Origin of the sequence: Micromonospora sp. WMMD998 (assembly GCF_029581235.1) — a bacterium.
Lineage (GTDB): Bacteria > Actinomycetota > Actinomycetes > Mycobacteriales > Micromonosporaceae > Micromonospora.
This window is the reverse complement of the sequence record NZ_CP120740.1, coordinates 4,653,121-4,669,431: the sequence shown is the minus strand read 5'-3', so window position 1 is coordinate 4,669,431 and position 16,311 is coordinate 4,653,121. Positions and strand designations below refer to the sequence as shown.

The 16,311-nt window shown below is 75.0% G+C and carries 15 protein-coding genes; 10 read left to right on the top strand and 5 right to left on the bottom strand.

All coding sequences use genetic code 11. The annotated features are described in order from the left end of the window. The first annotated feature begins 19 nt into the window (after positions 1-19). Entirely contained in the window at positions 20-1,057 is a 1,038-nt protein-coding gene (locus O7619_RS21305; protein ID WP_282283000.1) for an acetylxylan esterase, read from the top strand. Between the two features lie 72 nt (positions 1,058-1,129). Here O7619_RS21305 and O7619_RS21300 read toward each other — a convergent pair whose 3' ends face one another. Then, positions 1,130-2,434, bottom strand: a complete 1,305-nt coding sequence (locus tag O7619_RS21300; protein WP_282282999.1) for a hypothetical protein — start codon at positions 2,432-2,434, stop codon at positions 1,130-1,132. 186 nt (positions 2,435-2,620) lie between these two features. Here O7619_RS21300 and O7619_RS21295 point away from each other — a divergent pair, with 186 nt between their 5' ends. After that, positions 2,621-3,829: an ROK family transcriptional regulator gene (locus O7619_RS21295; protein ID WP_282282997.1), complete on the top strand. Its 1,209-nt coding sequence runs from the start codon at positions 2,621-2,623 to the stop codon at positions 3,827-3,829. Between the two features lie 48 nt (positions 3,830-3,877). Then, positions 3,878-4,819, top strand: a complete 942-nt coding sequence (locus O7619_RS21290; protein WP_282282995.1) for an acyltransferase domain-containing protein — start codon at positions 3,878-3,880, stop codon at positions 4,817-4,819. Between the two features lie 7 nt (positions 4,820-4,826). Here O7619_RS21290 and O7619_RS21285 read toward each other — a convergent pair whose 3' ends face one another. Beyond that, a complete protein-coding gene (locus O7619_RS21285; RefSeq protein ID WP_282282994.1) occupies positions 4,827-5,045 on the bottom strand; it encodes a hypothetical protein in 219 nt (72 codons plus the stop codon). Between the two features lie 228 nt (positions 5,046-5,273). Here O7619_RS21285 and O7619_RS21280 point away from each other — a divergent pair, with 228 nt between their 5' ends. The 6 genes from O7619_RS21280 (at position 5,274) to O7619_RS21255 (ending at position 12,401) form a co-directional block, all read left to right on the top strand. Beyond that, the gene (locus O7619_RS21280) at positions 5,274-6,020 is read left to right on the top strand and encodes an ABC transporter ATP-binding protein (RefSeq protein WP_282282992.1); all 747 of its coding nucleotides are present in this window, start codon (positions 5,274-5,276) and stop codon (positions 6,018-6,020) included. Beyond that, on the top strand, positions 6,017-8,500 hold the full coding sequence (locus tag O7619_RS21275; RefSeq protein WP_282282991.1) for an FtsX-like permease family protein: 2,484 nt from the start codon (positions 6,017-6,019) through the stop codon (positions 8,498-8,500). Before O7619_RS21280 ends, O7619_RS21275 begins: the two co-directional genes overlap by 4 nt. 175 nt (positions 8,501-8,675) lie before the next feature. Next, positions 8,676-9,455, top strand: coding sequence for an endonuclease/exonuclease/phosphatase family protein (locus O7619_RS21270; RefSeq protein WP_282282990.1), 780 nt, complete (start codon positions 8,676-8,678; stop codon positions 9,453-9,455). A gap of 106 nt (positions 9,456-9,561) precedes the next feature. Beyond that, positions 9,562-10,836: a cytochrome P450 gene (locus O7619_RS21265; protein ID WP_282282989.1), complete on the top strand. Its 1,275-nt coding sequence runs from the start codon at positions 9,562-9,564 to the stop codon at positions 10,834-10,836. Positions 10,837-10,875: 39 nt separating this feature from the next. Beyond that, positions 10,876-11,136, top strand: coding sequence for an acyl carrier protein (locus tag O7619_RS21260; protein WP_282282988.1), 261 nt, complete (start codon positions 10,876-10,878; stop codon positions 11,134-11,136). Between the two features lie 14 nt (positions 11,137-11,150). Further along, positions 11,151-12,401 carry a beta-ketoacyl-[acyl-carrier-protein] synthase family protein gene (locus O7619_RS21255; protein WP_282282987.1) on the top strand — a complete coding sequence of 417 codons (1,251 nt, stop codon included), beginning with the start codon at positions 11,151-11,153 and terminating at the stop codon, positions 12,399-12,401. 82 nt (positions 12,402-12,483) lie between these two features. Here O7619_RS21255 and O7619_RS21250 read toward each other — a convergent pair whose 3' ends face one another. Genes O7619_RS21250 through O7619_RS21240 form a run of 3 tightly spaced genes read right to left on the bottom strand, consistent with a single transcriptional unit; the run spans position 12,484 to position 14,809 of the window. Continuing rightward, positions 12,484-13,794 (bottom strand): glycosyltransferase, encoded by a 1,311-nt coding sequence (locus O7619_RS21250; protein WP_282282986.1) that lies wholly within the window; start codon positions 13,792-13,794, stop codon positions 12,484-12,486. Between the two features lie 2 nt (positions 13,795-13,796). After that, positions 13,797-14,078, bottom strand: a complete 282-nt coding sequence (locus tag O7619_RS21245; RefSeq protein ID WP_282282984.1) for a phosphopantetheine-binding protein — start codon at positions 14,076-14,078, stop codon at positions 13,797-13,799. Next, on the bottom strand, positions 14,072-14,809 hold the full coding sequence (locus O7619_RS21240; RefSeq protein ID WP_282282982.1) for a 4'-phosphopantetheinyl transferase superfamily protein: 738 nt from the start codon (positions 14,807-14,809) through the stop codon (positions 14,072-14,074). The genes O7619_RS21245 and O7619_RS21240 overlap by 7 nt, the downstream gene beginning before the upstream one ends. A 66-nt stretch (positions 14,810-14,875) precedes the next feature. On the opposite strand from O7619_RS21240, the gene O7619_RS21235 reads away from it, so the two are divergent. Then, positions 14,876-16,285, top strand: a complete 1,410-nt coding sequence (locus tag O7619_RS21235) for a condensation domain-containing protein (RefSeq protein WP_282282980.1) — start codon at positions 14,876-14,878, stop codon at positions 16,283-16,285. The last annotated feature ends 26 nt before the right edge of the window (positions 16,286-16,311 follow it).

The following is a 16,311-nucleotide window of genomic DNA, read 5'->3' as shown; positions in this document are numbered from 1 at the left end:
GTAAGCCTTTCGGAAATTTATGGGTATCGTTGTTGGTGTGTCAAGAGCGTCGATCGATCTTTCCCCGGCCCACCTCCGACGGCACCCACCGACAGTCGTCGAGCCCGCCGACTTCGACCGGTTCTGGGAAGCCACCCTCGCCGCCGCGGCGACCACGCCGGTTCTCGTCGACGTCCGGCCGGAGCCCACCGATCTGCGGTTGGTCGACGTGTGGGACGTGACATTCGCCGGCTTCGCGGGCGAACCGGTCCGGGCCTGGTACACCCGTCCCGCGGGCGTGCCCGCGCCACCGGCGACGGTGGTCGAGTACGCCGGCTACGGCCGCGGCCGGGGCCTACCGGGCGAACGGCTGACCTGGCCGGTGGCCGGATACGCCCACCTGCTCGTGGACAACCGGGGCCAGGCCGGGCTCCACGCCTCGGGGGACACCCCGGATCCGCACGCCGCGCCCGGCGGTCCCACCATCGCCACCCGGGGCATCCTGACCCCCGAGGACTACCACTACCGCCGCCTGGTCACCGACGCGGTCCGCGCGGTCGACGCGGCCCGCGCGCTGCCCGGCGCCGACCCGACCCGCGTCGTCGCGGTCGGCAACAGCCAGGGCGGCGGGCTCGCGCTGGCGGTGGCCGGTCTCGTCGACGACCTGGCCGCGCTCCTCGTCACCGCCCCGTTCCTGTGCGACATCCAGCGGGCCATCGAGCTGACCGACGCCTCGCCCTACGGTGAGATCGGCCGGTATCTCGCCGTGCACCGCGAGGCGGAGGAGGCGGTCCGGCGCACCCTGTCCTACGTCGACGGCGTCACCTTCGCCCGGCGGGCCACCGCGCCGGCGCACTTCGGGATCGGCCTGCGCGACACCGTCTGCCCGCCGGCCGGCGGGCTCGCGGCTCACGACCAGTACGGCGTCGCCGCCGGCCGGGCCGACCGGCCGGCCCGGGAACTGCACACCTACCCGTTCAACGGCCACGAGGGTGGGGAGGCCGTGCACGTCCGGCGCCAACTGCGCTGGCTCGACGCGGTGCTCCGGTCCCCGGTCGCCGCGGCGTCCGCCGGCTGACGTGACACGCCGGCCCCGACCGCGGGGGGAGCGGTCGGGGCCGGCGTGGTGGTGCGGGTCAGGCGTGGGGGGTCACTGGGCGAGCAGCCAGCGCAGGATGGTGCGGTCCTCGTAGGTGGGCGCGGCGGCGAGGTGGTGATCCGGCTCGTAGAACGCCGAGTCGGCGTACTCGGTGTACTTGATCAGGGCGTTGGCCTGGGCGGGGGTCTTGCCCAGGGCGACGTAGGCGTTCCAGATCCGGTTGTAGGAGGCCTGCCCGGTGGTGACCACGTTGAGCAGGTGGTCGTGGGTGCCGTGGGTGACCCAGACCGGCGTGGCCGAGGCGGCGACGGCGGTGGCCTGGGCCTCGCTGGCGGCGAAGCCGCCGGTGATCAGCGCGCCGTCGAAGAGCCCCGGGTGGGTGGCGAGCGCCGACCAGGCGAGGGTCGAGCCGTACGACACCGTGGACGCGTAGATCCGGTCCTGGTCCACCGCGAACTGCCCGGTGAACGCGGTGAGCAACTCGACCATGACCTCCGCCTGGGCCGCGGCGGTGCCGACCCGCTGGTTCTGCGGCGCCAGCACGATGACGTCCTCGGTGCTGCCGGTCCACTTCTCCTGGAGCCAGGCGGTGGCGGGAATGTCCGCGGCGACCTGGACGCCCTCGTTGCTTCCGTTGAAGCCCATGCCCTGTCCGGGCAGGATCACCACGACCGGATACCGCTTGGCCGGGTCGTAGCCCTCGGGCAGGTGGTAGGCGTAGGGGATCATCGTGCCGCCGGTGGTGGTGAACCGCTTGTAGACGAAGTCGTCGGCCAGCAGGTTGACGGCGGGTCGGGTGGGTCGGTACGCCTTGCCGGAGCCCGCGGCCAGCCGGGGGCCGTGACCCTTTCCGGCCTTTCCGGGCTGGGCGTGGACGTCCTCGTTCTGGACGACCCGCGTCTGGAGGTCGCTGTTGATCGTCACGAAGTTGCCGGTCGCCATGACGGTGTTCCCGCCCGGATCCCGCTGGTCGAGTTCGATGACCACGAACCTGCCGCGGTCGGACTGCCGGTCCGCGTTCAAACTCGGCGTGTCGTTGGTGTAGACGGCGGTGATGGTGCGGTCCGCTCGCTTGGCCGGGTCGGTGAGGTCCGCGACCGGGTCGAAGCGGAAGTTGTAGAGGCTGTCCGAGACGGTGTAGGTGTCCTCGTCCAGCGTCCGTGGGTTCACCGTGGCCGAGTATTCGACCGCGACGGCCGTGACCTTCTGGCCGTAGGACAGGATCTGCGTGATCGGGATGACGTTCCGGACTCCGTCGCCATGCCCGCCGGGCGGCTTGGCGACGGCACTGCCGGGGGCGATCAGGGCCACGCCGGCGATGACGGCCGCCCCGCTCAGGAATGCTCGCTTCGACACTGCTGGTCCCTCCGATCGGTGCGCGCCGCTTGGGAAAGGGGGCGCCCTGGCAGGGACGGTACGCAACACCCTGGAAACAATCAATAGACGAAAAGAGCCTGGTCATCGCGCTTTATTTACGACGAAGTTGTCGTAAGTGGAGGCTGGTGATAGCGCCATTCCGGTGGAGCAGCTATAAATGCGGCTGTGGCACTGACCCCCGACGCGGACCTCGACAGTGGCGCCACCGGCACCGCGCGGGCGGTCCTGCGGGCGCTGTCCGACGGCCGGCGACGCACCGTCGCCGAGCTCTGCGCCGAGCTTCCGGTCGCGCGCAGCAGCGCCGTACACGCGTTGCACCGCCTGCGGACGGCCGGCCTGGTGGTGGAACATCCGGTCCAGCGGGCGACGCGCGGGCGGCCCGCGCGGGCGTGGTCGCTCGCCACCTCACCCGGCCTGCTCGCCGTCGTCGTGGCCTCGGCGCACGGCTTCCTCGGCGGGGTCGTGCGGCCCGACGGCGAGGTCCTGGCGGCCGTACCCGGCCCGGCCGACGCCGCCCCGCCCGGCGCGGCCCTGAGCCTGCTCGATCAGGCCCTCGCCGAGGCCGGGGTGACGCCCCGCGACATCGCGCTCGCGGTTCTCGGCCTCCCCGGTCCGTCCCCGCTCGCCGCGCCGCCCGGCGGGTCTCCGCTCGCCGCGCCGCCCGGCGCGGACCCGCTCGGCGGGTCGCACCTGCGGCGCTTCCGCGAGTGGGACGGACGACCCGCCGTGGACGTCCTCGCCGCGCACCTCGGCCGGCCCGTCTTCGGCGAGAACGACGCCAACCTGGCCGCGCTCGGCGAGGCCGTCCACGGGGACAGCGCCGGCGCGCACACCGTGCTGCACATCTCCCTGACCAACGGCACCGGCGCCGGCCTGGTCATCGGCGGCCGGCTGCACCGGGGCGGCTCCCGCCTCGCCGGCGAGATCGGCCACCTCCACTCCGACGACGGCGGACAGCTCTGCGAGTGCGGGGCCCGCGGCTGCTTCTGGCAGAGCACGAGCATCCCGGCGCTGCTCGGCGAACTGGCCGCCGCCCACGGCCGGACCTTCACCGTGGGCGACCTCGACGCGGCGGTCGCCGCCGGAGAACTCGGGATCATCCGGGCGCTGCGCGGGTTCGGCCGCGCCCTGGGCCGTCGCGTGGCCGACTTCGTGGTGTTCGTCGACCCCCAGGCCGTCGTCGTCGACGCCGCCCTGGGCGCCGCCTCGCACATCATCGCGGCGGGGATCCGGGAGGCGGTCGACCAGTACACCCCGCCGATGATGGCCGCCTCGGTCCGGATCTCCTCCGGTTCCCTGGGCGCGTCCGCCCATCTGCTGGGGGCCGCGGCCCTGGCCCGGACGGAGCATCTCCTCGACGCCGTCCGGCCCTGATCCCCCCGGCCGGCGGGCCGCGGCACCGGCGTCGGTAGGGTCGTCGGTGTGGATGCCGAGGACACCGCCGTCCGGCTCGGGGCGCCGGTCGAGGAGGTCGACCGGGTGCGCCGGCTCGCCGGTGACCGGCCGTCGGCCCCGCTGCCCGACCGCGCCGACGCGCCCGCGCTCCTGCGCCGGCTCGCGGTGCCGCCGGACGACGCCGACGAGATCATGGCCGGCTGGCCGGAGCCCGACTCCCCGCTGTGGACCCCGGAGCTGCGCTGGCTGCTCGACCGCACGATCGCCCTGGTCCGCGCCGACCTCGGGGGCCACGAGTGGCTGCCACCCGGCCCGGCGCTGCCGCGCGAACGCGGTCCCGCCTGGCGGCACCTCTACGTGTACGCCTACCTGGCCCTGGTCGACGTCGTCCGGGCCTACCACCGCGACCACGGCGTCCCGGACGCGGTGTCCTGGGCCACGCTCGCGGACCTGGGCCGCAACCTCGCCGTCGACCGGCGGATGGGCGGCGCGGGCTGGCCGGTCATGCAGAGCTGGTTGACGCTGCACGCGCGCGGCGGCATCTACGAGCTGGGCCGGTTGCAGCACCAGCGTGGCGACACCATCGGCCTGCACATCCCCGAGGCGGGGCCGTTGGCCCCCGAGGCGATCGACGCGTCGCTCGACGAGGCCCGCGCGTTCTTTCCGCGCCACTTTCCCGACGAGTCGCACACGGAGTTCTCCTGCGGCTCCTGGCTGCTCGACCCGCAGCTCCGCGAATACCTGCCGGAGGACTCCAACATCGTCCGGTTCCAGCGGCGGTTCACGCTGGATCCCTACGAGGAGCCGGAGGGCATCGACGCGGACGTCGAGGTGGTGCGGTTCGTGTTCCGCACCCTGGACACGCCGCTGCACCGGCTGCCCCGGCACACCGCGCTCCAACGCGCGGTGGTGGACCACCTGGCCGCCGGCCGGCACTGGCGCTGGTGCACCGGCCGGTTCCCGATCTGACCACCGGTCACCGGTGCCGGCGGTGGTGCACGATCAGCGCCGCCGCGCAGAGCAACGCCACCAGACCGAACCCGGAGCCCACCCACGGGCTGTCGAGGGTGCTGGTCAGCACCGCGTTGGCCGCCGCGCTGAGGAAGAGCGCGAGCCACAGCAGCGGGCGCAGCCGGCCGCCCGGCCTCCTGGGCGTGGCGTCCGGGGCCTCGGCGATGCGGTACGGATCAGTCATGGTGGCCTCCCTGCTCGGTGATGTCGGGACGACACCGTCGACGCTAGGCCGGCCGCGCGGCGCGGACGATCCCGCAGGCGCGACAGTCGGCGGTACCGCAGGCTGTACCCGGGTCCGGCAGCTCACGGGATCGTGATCGGCCCGCCGTCTGCCTAGCGTTCCTGGTGCGTCCTCGCCCCACCGGCGAGGACACGGAGAGAGGCCACCAGGATGATGACCACAAGTCCGATGACGACCACCGACGCGGCCGTCCGCGTCGAACAGCTCACCCGGGTCTACCAGACCGGCCGCAGCCGGGTCGACGCGCTGGCCGGGGTCGACGTCGGGTTCGGCCGAGGCACCTTCACCGCGGTGATGGGGCCCTCCGGCTCCGGCAAGAGCACGCTGTTGCAGACCGCCGCCGGCCTCGACCGGCCCACCTCCGGGCGGGTCCTCGTCGGCGACACCGACCTCACGCGCCTGTCCGAGACCCGCCGCACCGAACTGCGGCGGACCCGGATCGGCTTCGTCTTCCAGGCGTTCAACCTGATCGGCGCGCTCACCGTCGAGGAGAACATCGTGCTGCCGCTGCGGCTGGCCGCCGTCCGCCCGGACCGGGACTGGCTGGCGCGGGTGGTCGAGCGGGTCGGGCTGGCCGACCGGCTGCACCACCGGCCGGCGGCCCTCTCCGGCGGCCAGCAGCAGCGCGTGGCGATCGCCCGGGCGCTCGCCACCCGCCCCGAGGTGATCTTCTGCGACGAGCCGACCGGCGCGCTCGACAGCCACACCGCGGCGGAGGTGCTGACGCTGCTGCGCGCGGTCGTCGACGAACACGGGCTGACCGTGGTGATGGTGACCCACGACCCGGTCGCCGCGTCGTACGCCGATCGCGTGCTCGTGCTCGCCGACGGCCGGATCGTCGGCGACCTGCCGCAGCTCGGCGCCGCCCGCATCGCCGAGCACCTGGCCTCGCTGGACCGGCGGGCCGCCCGATGACCGCGCTCGCCGCCCGGCTGCTGCGGCACCGTGCCGGCCCGGCCGCCGCCACCCTGCTCGCCCTGGTCGCCGGTGTGATGATCCTGGTCGCCATGGGCACGCTCGTGGAGTCCGGGCTGCGTTTCCGGCCCGAGCCCCGGCTCTGGGCGGGCGCCGACCTGGTCGTCGCCCACCGCACGGTCAGTCAGACGATCGAGGAGTTCGGTGGCGACACCGCCACCAGCACCGTCGCGCTGCCCGAGGGCGGCACGGTGGACGCCGCCCTGGTGGACCGGATCCGGCAGGTGCCCGGCGTGGCGGCGGTGACCGGCGACGACCGGGTGCCGATCGGCGCGCCCCCGGCCGAGGGGCACGGCTGGGCCACGTACGCCTTCACCGGCGTTCCGATCGCCGCCGGCGTCGCGCCCCGCGCCGACGACGAGGTGCTCGCCGACGCCCGGCTCGGTGTGACCCCGGGCGACCGCCTCGACCTCGTCGTCGGCGGGACCGCCCGGTCGTACCGGGTCAGCGCCGTCGCCGACACCGGTGCCGCCACGGTGTTCTTCACCGACGCGCAGGCCGCCCGGCTGGCCGCGCGCCCCGGCCGGGTGGACGCGATCGGCGTGCGGGTGGCGCCGGGCGCCGACCCCGGCACGGTCCGCGACGCGGTCCACCGCATCGCCTCGGCGGGCGGCGCGACGACGTACGCCGGAGCGGCGCGCGGGGAGGCCGAGCAGACCCCGAACCTGGCGGCCCGGTCCCTGCTGGTCACGGCCGGCGCGGCGTTCGGCGGGTACGTGGTGCTGCTGATCGTCTTCGTGGTGGCCGGCCTGATCGGGCTGTCCGTGCGGCACCGCCGCCGCGACCTGGCGCTGCTGCGCGCCGTCGCCGCCACGCCGGGCCAGGTGCGCCGCCTGCTGGTCGCCGAGGCCGCGCTGCTCGCGCTCGTCGGCTCCGCCCTCGGCGCGCCGGCCGGTCTGCTGGCCGCCGGCTGGGTGCAGGGCGAACTGGTCGACCGCGGGTTCGTCCCGGCCGGCTTCCCGATGACCGGCGGCCTGGTCGCGGTGCCGGCCGCGGTCGGCACGGCGGTTCTGGTGGCGGTGCTCGCCGCGCTCGTCGCCGGGCGTCGGGTCGCCGCGATCAGACCGGTCGAGGCGCTCGGCGAGGTCGCCGTCGAGCCCCGCCCGGTCGGTCGGGTCCGGCCGGTCGCCGGCGGGTTGACGCTGGCGGCGGCCGTCGCCGCCGGCGGGTTCACGCTCGGCGGCGCCGGGGCGACGGCGGCGCTGACCGGCGCGGTCGGCATGCTCTACCTGTTCGTCATCGCGGTGGCGCTGCTCGCGCCGTTGCTGAACACGTACGCGGCGCGCCTGCTGACGCCGGTGCTGGCGCGGGCCTCGTGGGTGAGCGGCTATCTGGCCGCCGCCAACCTGCGCGCCAACGCGCGGGGCATGGCGACCGTGCTGACCGCGCTCGTGCTGTCGGTCGGGTTCGGCGGCTCGGTCTGGTTCCTCCAGACCAACCTGGAACGGCAGACCGTCGCGCAGAGCGGCGCGGGCACGCTCGCCGAGCGCGTGCTCGTCGCCCCGGGCGGCCTGCCGGCCGACGCCGCCGGGGAGGTCCGCGGGCTGGCGGGGGTGCGGGCGGCCACCGGGGTACGCCGGACCCAGGTGGTGGTGCGGGCGTTCGACGGGATCGAGCCGGTCGCCGCCCAGGCGGTCGACCCGGCCGGGCTCACCTCCACCATGGACCTCGCGGTGCGCGACGGCGACCTCGCCGGGCTGGGCGCGGGCACGGTCGCGTTGTCCACGACGCAGGCGTCCGCGTCCGGCCGGCACGTCGGCGACCGGGTGGACCTGTGGCTGGGCGACGGCACGCCGGTCACGCTGCGGGTCGTCGCGGTCTACGGCCGCGATTTGGGCTTCGGCGACGTCACGCTGGCGGCGGAGACGGTCGCCGGGCACACCGCCGGGGCCACCGTCGACGAGATCCTGGTCCGCGCCGGCCCGGACGCCGACGCCGCGCTGGCCGCCTGGTCGGCCCGGCACCCGGGCGGCGAGGTGCGCGACGCGGCCACCCGTACCCGGCTGATCGGCACCGATCTGGCGCTCGGCGCCTGGTTGAACCGGCTACTCATCGGCGTGATGGTGGGTTACGCGGCGCTGGCCGCGGCCACCACGATGGTGCTGGCCGCGCTGGCCCGCCGCCGCGAGCTGGCGCTGTTGCGGCTGGTCGGCCTGACCCGCCGGCAGATCCGCCGGATGGTGCACGCCGAACAGGTCGGGCTGCTCGGCACCGCGGTGCTCGTCGGCGCGTCGATCGCGGCGCTGACCCTCGGCGCGATCGTCAACGCGCTGACCGGGAACCCGGTGCCGTACGTGCCGCCGCTCGGTGTGGTGGCGGTGCTCGGCGGCGCGACGCTGCTGGCGCTGGCGACCACCGTGTGGCCGGTCCGGCGGATGCTGCGGACCCCGCCGATCGACGACATCGGCGTCCGCGAGTAGCCGGGCGTGCGGTCGGCCCGCGCGGCGCACCTGCACCCGCGCGGGCCGAGGACCGGCAGTAGGATCATGGGCACCCGCCGAACCGCCACCCGCCGGAGCCCCGCTGTCCGAGCAGCCCACCGCCCGCGCCTCCCGGCGTTTCCGCCGGGCGCTTGCCGTGGTGTGCCTGCTCGTCGTGGCCGGACTGCCCGCCGGATCGGGGACGGCCGGCGCCACCGGCCCGGGGACGCTCCGGGTGCTCCAGATGAACCTCTGCAACAGTGGGCGCGCCGGCTGTTGGACCGGCCGGGCGGTGCCCCGGGCGGCCGAGGTGATCGCCGCCGAACGACCCGACGTGGTCACCCTCAACGAGATCTGCCGGGACGACGTGGGCACGCTGGCACGGTCGCTCGCCACCGTCCACCGTGGCGGCACGGTCGTGTCCGCGTTCCAGGCGGCCGGCGACCGGCCCAGCGGCGCCGCCACCCGCTGCGACAACGGGGAGCCGTACGGGATCGGCGTGCTGGCCCGCCTCGACACCGGCGGGGCCCGGCCGGTGGTGCGCCGCGGGACCTATCCGACGCAGGACCGCGCCGACCCGGAGGAGCGGGTGTGGCTGTGCGTCGGGTCCGCGGGACTGCTGCACGCCTGCACCACCCACCTGGCGAACACCAGCGGGGCGGTCGCGCTGGCCCAGTGCGGGCACCTGCTCGGCGCGGTGGCGACGGCGATCCGCCGCGCCGCCGGTCCCGCGCCGAGCCTGTTCGGTGGCGACCTCAACCTGCGGGCCGGCGGCGAGCCGGACGTGCGGGCGTGCGTGCCGCCGGACTACCGGCGGATCGACGACGGCGCCCGGCAGCATCTGCTGACCACAAGGGGCGTGACCATCTGCTGCCGCCGGTCGGTGGACATGCGCGGGTCGACCGACCATCCCGCGTTGCTCGCCACCCTGGCGATCGGCCGGCCGCCGGGCTGACCGATCCCGGGTCGGGCGGGCATCGGGCCGTTCGTGGGACCCCGTGGACACATCGGTGTCGGTGACTCTAGGGTCACGTCACGTCGGTGCCTCACGAGGAGCGGCCATGGGTGTCTCCATCTCCCTCGACGACCTGCTCGGCGAGGAGGTGCGGCGCGACCCCTACCCGTTCTACGCCCGGCTGCACGACCTGGGTGAGGCGGTCGCGCTGCGGCCCGACGACCCGCACGCCCTGGTCGTGCACGGCTACCGGGCGGTCAACCGGGTGCTGCGGGATCCGGTCTTCCGGGTGCTCGGCGCCGACTACCTGGACCGGGCCGGCACCCGCTGGCGCGCGCACCCGGCGATCCGGATCCTCCAGACGTCGATGCTGAACGCCGCGCCGGGCGACCACCTGCGGGTCCGGCAACTGTTCAGCCAGGCGTTGACCCCGCGCCGGGTGGTCGCGCTGGAGCCGGCGATCGAGCGGATCGCCGACGGACTGCTCGACGGGCTCGACGCGGCGGGCGCGGGCGGGCGGCCGGTCGACTTCATGGAGGCGTTCGCGCTGCGCCTGCCGAGTGACGTGGTCGGGGAGCTGCTGGGGGTGCCGGAGCGGGACCGGGCGTGGTTCCCGCCCCGGGTCCGGACGTTCGACGCGGTGCTGGAGATCGGCCGCCGCTCGATGCGGGAGGTGCGGGCCGCGAACGTCGCGGCGACGGAGCTGACCGCGTACTTCACCGGGTTGGTGGCCGAGCGCCGGGCGCGCCCGCGCGAGGACCTCGTCTCGGCGCTGGTGCGGATCCGCGACCGCGACCCCAACCAGCTCTCCGCCGACGAGCTGCTGGCCAACCTGATCATCATGTACAACGCCGGGTTCCGCACCACCGCGAACCTGCTCGGCAGCGGCCTGGTCCTGCTGCTGGAGCGTCCGGACACCGTGGCCGCGCTGCGCGCCGACCCGTCGCTCGCCGCGTCCTGTGTGGAGGAGATCCTGCGGTACGAGCCGCCGGTGCACTTCGCGCTCCGGTACGCCGCCGCCGACACCGAGGTCGCCGGCCTGCCGGTGCCGGCCGGCGCGACGGTGGTGGTGCTGACCGGCGCCGCCAACCGGGATCCGGGCCGGTTCCCCGATCCCGACTCGTTCGACCCGTCCCGGCCGGACAACCGGCACCTGGCGTTCAGCGCCGGGCCGCACCACTGCTTCGGCGCCGCCCTGGCCCGGGCCGAGGGCCGGCTGGTCCTGCCCCGCCTGCTCGACCGCTTCCCGGCGCTGGCGCTCGCCGCCGAGCCCGGCGAGCGACGCCAGCTCATGCTGCGCGGGTACGACCGCCTGCCGGTGCGGTTGACCGCGCCGACCGCGCGTCGGCCGATCGGCGCCTTGCCAAACCATGCCGATTGAGTAAGGTCGATTTCACGCTGTGGAAAGGACACACCGGCCATGACCGATGAGATCCGCGCGTTCCTGCTCGCCGCCCTGACCGAGATGAAATACGACGTCGGTGACGTCGACGACGACACCGTGTTCGGCCCGGCCGGCCTCGACGTGGACTCCCTCGGCCTGGCCGAGCTGGCGGTGCGGGTGGAGGACCGGTTCGGGGTGGCGTTCGACGACGACGAGGCGGAGATGCTCGCGATGATGACCCTCGCCGAGTTCTGCCGGACGGTGGACCAGCGCATCCAGCCGGCGTCGGCGCACTGATCGGGCGTCGCGGCGTGCGCGAGCGCGTGACGGTCACCGGCATCGGGCTGGTGAGCCCGGTCGGCGCGACCTCGGACGAGGTGTTCGACGCGGTCTGCGACGGGCGGTCCGGGCTGTCCCGGCCGCCCGCCGACCACCCGGTCCACGGGGTGGTCGACGTCGCCGCGTTCGCCCCGCCGATCGACCCGGCGAGCGTGCTGCCCGGCCCGGAGTCCCGCGTCGTGGACCGCTCGATCGTGATGGCGCTGCGCGCGGCCGGCGACGCGCTCGCCGACGCGGGCCTGCGGATCGGCCGGGACGTGGACCCCTACCGGGCGGCGGTCATCGTCTCCGGCGTCGGCGGCCTGTCCACCCTGGCCGACCAGGTGCTCAGCCGGGCCGGGCGGGGCCGGTTCGGGGTCAGCCCGTACATGCTGCCCGGCACGCTGCCGAACATGGGCGCGGCCCGCATCGCCATCACCTACGGCATCCGCGGCTACACCTCGTCGATCGGCACGGCGTGCGCGGCCGGCGCCCAGTCCGTCGGCGAGGCGCTGCGGATCCTGCGCGCCGACGAGGCGGACGTGGTCCTCTGCGGATGCGCGGAGGCGCCGCTGTTCCCGGCGTTCGCCGACGCCTTCGGCAACGCGCGGGCGCTTGCCCGCGGCTGGGCCGACCCGACGGTCGCGAGCCGGCCGTTCGACCGCCGTCGCAACGGCCTCGTCCTCGGCGAGGGCGCCGGGGTGCTGGTGCTGGAGCGCGCCGCGCACGCCGCCGCGCGGGGCGCCCGCCGCCACGCCGACGTGCTCGGCTGGGGCGCGACGAACGACGCGTACCATCCGACCACGCCGCGCCCCGACGGCGCGGGCGCGGCGCACTGCATGCGGATGGCCGTCCGCGACGCCGGCCTGTGTCCCGACGACATCGGGTACGTCAACGCGCACGGCACCAGCACCAAGGCCGGCGACGCGGCCGAGTTGGCCGCGCTCGCCGACGTGTACGGCGCGCACTCGCCGCCGCTCAGCTCGACCAAGGGCGTGACCGGGCACATGCTCGGCGTCTCCGGCGTGATCGAGGCGGCCATCGGCGTCGAGGCGCTGCGGCGCGGTCTGCTGCCGCCGACGCACAACCTGGACGACCCGGACCCGGCCGGCGAGTTCGACCACATCCGCGGCAAGCCCCGGGAGGCCGCGGTGGACGCCGTCCTGTCCAACTCGTTCGGCTTCGGCGGCCACAACGTGAGCCTCGTCCTGGGCCACCCCCACCCCACCCCCCTCCCGCGCTGATTCACGGAAAGCGGGGCTATTCCGCGCGTGATAGCCCCGCTTTCCGTGAAAGCGGCCCGTGGGGGCGGGGAAGGGGGGAGGGTCAGCGGAGGGTGAGGACGGTGGCGGTGGGGTGGGTGGTTGCGGTGAGCGTGAAGTGGGGGGTCAGCATGTCGACCACGTAGTCGAGGTCGGCGACGAACGGCACCGGCAGCAGCGCCCGCTGGTCGAGGTCGCTGTGGGTGGCGACCAGCTCGATCCGGTCGGCCTTGAGCAGCCCCCGGGTCAGGAACGCCGGCAGGTCCTCGGGGAGCAGGCACCGCCACAGGTCCACGTTGACGATCAGGTCCAGCGAGCCGGTCTTGAACTGTTGCAGGACGGTGCCGAGCAGGTGGGAGTTGGTGTCGCCGGGCGGCGCCGCGTGGTCGAACGTGTGCGAGCCCGCGCCGAGCGTCAGCGCGGACACGCCGTTGCCGACGACCAGGGCCCGGGCGGTCGCCAGCTCGTCGCGGGTCGCGGCGGGCAGCGCCTCCGGTCGCCCCAGCCCACCCCGGCGGTACGCGTCGATCGCGTCGCCGTAGAGGCGGATGCGCCCCAGGTGCCGGCCGAACGTGTTGATCGCGTAGAGCACCTCGACGTCGTAGCGCAGGTGTTTGCGCAGCAGGTATTTCATGTTGTCCATCGAGGCCAGCCCGTTTGTGGTCCGGCGGAAGTGCGGAAGATGGTAGGAGAGCGCGTCGACGTCGAGCCGGAACAGCTCGGGCGGGGCGCCGTGCAGGTGGAAGACCCGGTAGAAGAACTCCAGGTCCTCGAAGCCCCACTTGACCATGGCCTCGTCGAAGCCGCCGACCCGCCGGAACGACTCGTGGTCGACGGAGGCGTTGTGTGTCAACCCGAGCACCCAGGGCGCGCTCGGGAAGTCCCGCATCCGCTGCGGGTGGGAGGTGTCCTCCAGACGCGGGTCGCCGCGCTCGGCGTCCAGCATCGCCGGCTCGACCGGCTCGCCCCGGCGCAGCGCGTCCGCGCCCGCCCAGTCCAGGTCGTGGCGTGCCCCGAGCAGGACCCCGGGTCGGCCGGCACGGGCGGCGTGGAAGTCCCGGTGCCGCTCCAGCAGCCGGGGGTGGGCCACCGTGTCGGCGTCCAGGAACATCAGCGTGTCGGCGCGGGCCCGGGCCGCCGCGGCGTTGCGGTTGGCGCTGCGCCCCCGGTTGTGCTCGCTGCGGACGTAGTCGACGGTGAGCCGGTCGGCGTACTTCTCGGCGACCGGGCGCAGCGGCATGGCGGAGCCGTCGTCGCCGACGACGACCTCGAACTCGTCGCGGGGCAGGGTCTGCCGGGTGAGCGAGTCGAGGGTGGCGTCGAGGGCGGCGCCGTTGTCGTGCGCGGGCACCACCACGCTCAGGCTGGCCGGCATGCTCAACGCGGGGTGGAGTTGGCGACGATGTGGTCCGCCAGGTCGGCGAGCGTGGCCATCTGGTCCTCGTCCAGATCCTCCACGTCGATCTGGATCTCCAACTCGTCCTCCAGCTCCAGCAGCAGCTCAAGCGCCAGCGAGGAGCTGAGGCCCAGCTCGTCCATCAACTGGGTCCGCTCGGTGACCGGGGCGTCCGGCCTGAGCATGCGGGTCAACAACGCCGTCAGGCTGGCGACGATCCGCTCGCGCGACGGGGACGTGGTCGACGTGTCGTGCTCTAGCACCGATGGCCCCGCGGATCGAGCGTGCGCTCCAACATGGAGTCATCAGAGCAAAGAAGATCGGTGAGTGTCAACGGGTGGAACTCGACCGGGTACGGCGCGTCACCGGCGAGCGCGACCGCCGCCCGGTAAGCGGCCGGCGTGGCCAGGTCGGTCAGGCGCTGCCGGGCGGGCACGTCGACGCAGGAGATCACGTCGTCCGGGTGCACCGGCACCGCCAGGTTGGGCCAGAGCCGGCCCCCGGCGGCCTTGACCGCCGCCTCCTTGCGGACCCACAGCCGGGTGAACCGGTGCGCCCGCTCGGCGGCGTCGGCCCCGCCGGCCACGTGCCGGGCCTCGCCGGGGTGGAAGAAGCGCGCGGCCAGGGGCACCGGGTCCCGGCCGGCGGGCGGGTGCTGGAGGTCCACCCCGACCGGGCGGCCGGCGCTGATCGCCACCGCGACGAGGTCGCCGGAGTAGGACAGGCTGGTGTGCAGGCCGGCCCACGGCCCGGTCAGCGCCGGCTTGCCGTGCCGGCCGGGCCGCCAGGTGAGCGCCTCCGGCGACGCGCCCACGGTCCGCGCGGCGAGCATCCGCAGCGCGCCGTGCGCGACCGCGAACCGGTCCCGCAGCGCCTCGTCGCCGAGCCTCGCGCCTCGGGCCTTCTCGGCCGGGTCGAGCACCGCCCGGCACCGGGCCACCTCGGCGGGCGGCGCCGTGACCGGAAGGACCCAGACCCGTACGGCGTCCCGCATGGACGGCAGCGTAACCGCTCCGGTCGGACGTTGACACCGGCCGATGCGCGTTGCTCTGATAGGCCGATGATCGCGCAGACGGCCGAGGCGCAGGTCCCCGTTCCGTTCGCCGGAGCGGGCGCCGGCGCCGCGCCCCTCACCTGGGGACAGAAGGCGATCATGCAGGACATGCGGGAGACCGGGTGGACGCACAACGTCTCCGGCGCGCACCCGGTGCCGGCGGGTGCCACGGTCGAGCAGATGGCGGCGGAGCTGGCCGACCTGATGGCCCGGCACCCGGCCCTGCGGATGCGGCTCGGCGTCGACGACCGGGGCGGGCCGTGCCAGGTCGTGTCGGGCTCCGGCGAGACGGTCCTGGACGTGGTGGACGTCCCCGACGACGCCGACCCGGCCGACGTGGCCGCGTTCGCCTACCAGCTCGGTCACGCCCGCCTGCTGGCCCCGTACGACCTCTACCGGGACTGGTCGGTGCGGATGGCGGTGGTCCGGCACCGGGGCGCGCTCGTGCACCGGGTGCTGACGTTCGACCACCTCGTGGTGGACGGCACCGCCACCTCGCTGCTCCTGGCCGACCTCGGGCTGGCCGAGCCGGCGGTCCGCCGCGCCCGCGACCCGCGTACCGTGCAGATCCTCGACCTGGGGCGGCGGGAGGCGACGCCGCCGCTGCAACGGGTGAGCGACCGCGCGGTCCGGCACTGGGCGGCGCACCTGCGGTCCATCCCGCCGCTGACGTTCGGCGCGCCCACCGCGGGCGGCCGGCAGGGGCACCGGTACTGGCACGGCCGGTTCAGCTCGCCCGCGGCGTACCTGGCGGTGCGGGCCATCGCGCGGCGGACCCGGACGGACACCTCGCGTGTCCTGCTCGCGGTCATCGCCGTGGCGATCGGCCGGGCCACCGGCGTCAGCCCGCTCACCGCGAAACTCATCGTCGGCAACCGGTTCCGGCCGGGCTTCGCCGAGGCGATCGCGCCGCTGAGCCAGAACGGCGTGCTGACCGTCGACACCGCCGGGGCCACGGTGGACGAGGTGGTGGCCCGGGCCCGCCGGGCGTCGGTGACCGCCGGCATGTACGCCTACTACGACCCGGTGGGGCTCACCGACCTGGAGGCCCGGCTGGACGCCGAGCGCGGCTATCCGGCGCGGGTGACGTGCCGGATCAACGACCGGCGGGTGACCACCCGCGCGGCGGCCGACGGTGGCGTCCGGGACGAGCCGGTGACCGTGGAGGCGGTCCGGCGTAAGGCGGACGAGACGTTCCTGGTCTGGGACGGTCCCCTGGACCACCTCCACGAGCAGGTTTTCCTCACCGTCGAGGACCAGCCGGACACGGTGTTCCTTCAGGTGATCTTCGACTTCGCGTGTTTCACCGAGGCGCGGGCGGAGCGGCTGCTGCGCGGCGTGGAGGAGGTGGCCGTGGAGGCGGCGTTCGACGCCGCCGCGCCGACCCGGGTCACCCCCGGGTCGACCGGCGGCTGACCGGCCGGCCGGCGCTGACCGGCCGG

Bases quoted from the DNA above. Each gene is read 5' to 3' on its own strand.
- O7619_RS21305 (WP_282283000.1), top strand. From the start codon at position 20: ATGGGTATCGTTGTTGGTGTGTCAAGAGCGTCGATCGATCTTTCCCCG.
- O7619_RS21285 (WP_282282994.1), bottom strand. From the start codon at position 5,045: ATGACTGATCCGTACCGCATCGCCGAGGCCCCGGACGCCACGCCCAGG.
- O7619_RS21280 (WP_282282992.1), top strand. From the start codon at position 5,274: ATGACGACCACCGACGCGGCCGTCCGCGTCGAACAGCTCACCCGGGTC.
- O7619_RS21275 (WP_282282991.1), top strand. From the start codon at position 6,017: ATGACCGCGCTCGCCGCCCGGCTGCTGCGGCACCGTGCCGGCCCGGCC.
- O7619_RS21265 (WP_282282989.1), top strand. From the start codon at position 9,562: ATGGGTGTCTCCATCTCCCTCGACGACCTGCTCGGCGAGGAGGTGCGG.
- O7619_RS21260 (WP_282282988.1), top strand. From the start codon at position 10,876: ATGACCGATGAGATCCGCGCGTTCCTGCTCGCCGCCCTGACCGAGATG.
- O7619_RS21250 (WP_282282986.1), bottom strand. From the start codon at position 13,794: ATGCCGGCCAGCCTGAGCGTGGTGGTGCCCGCGCACGACAACGGCGCC.
- O7619_RS21240 (WP_282282982.1), bottom strand. From the start codon at position 14,809: ATGCGGGACGCCGTACGGGTCTGGGTCCTTCCGGTCACGGCGCCGCCC.
- O7619_RS21235 (WP_282282980.1), top strand. From the start codon at position 14,876: ATGATCGCGCAGACGGCCGAGGCGCAGGTCCCCGTTCCGTTCGCCGGA.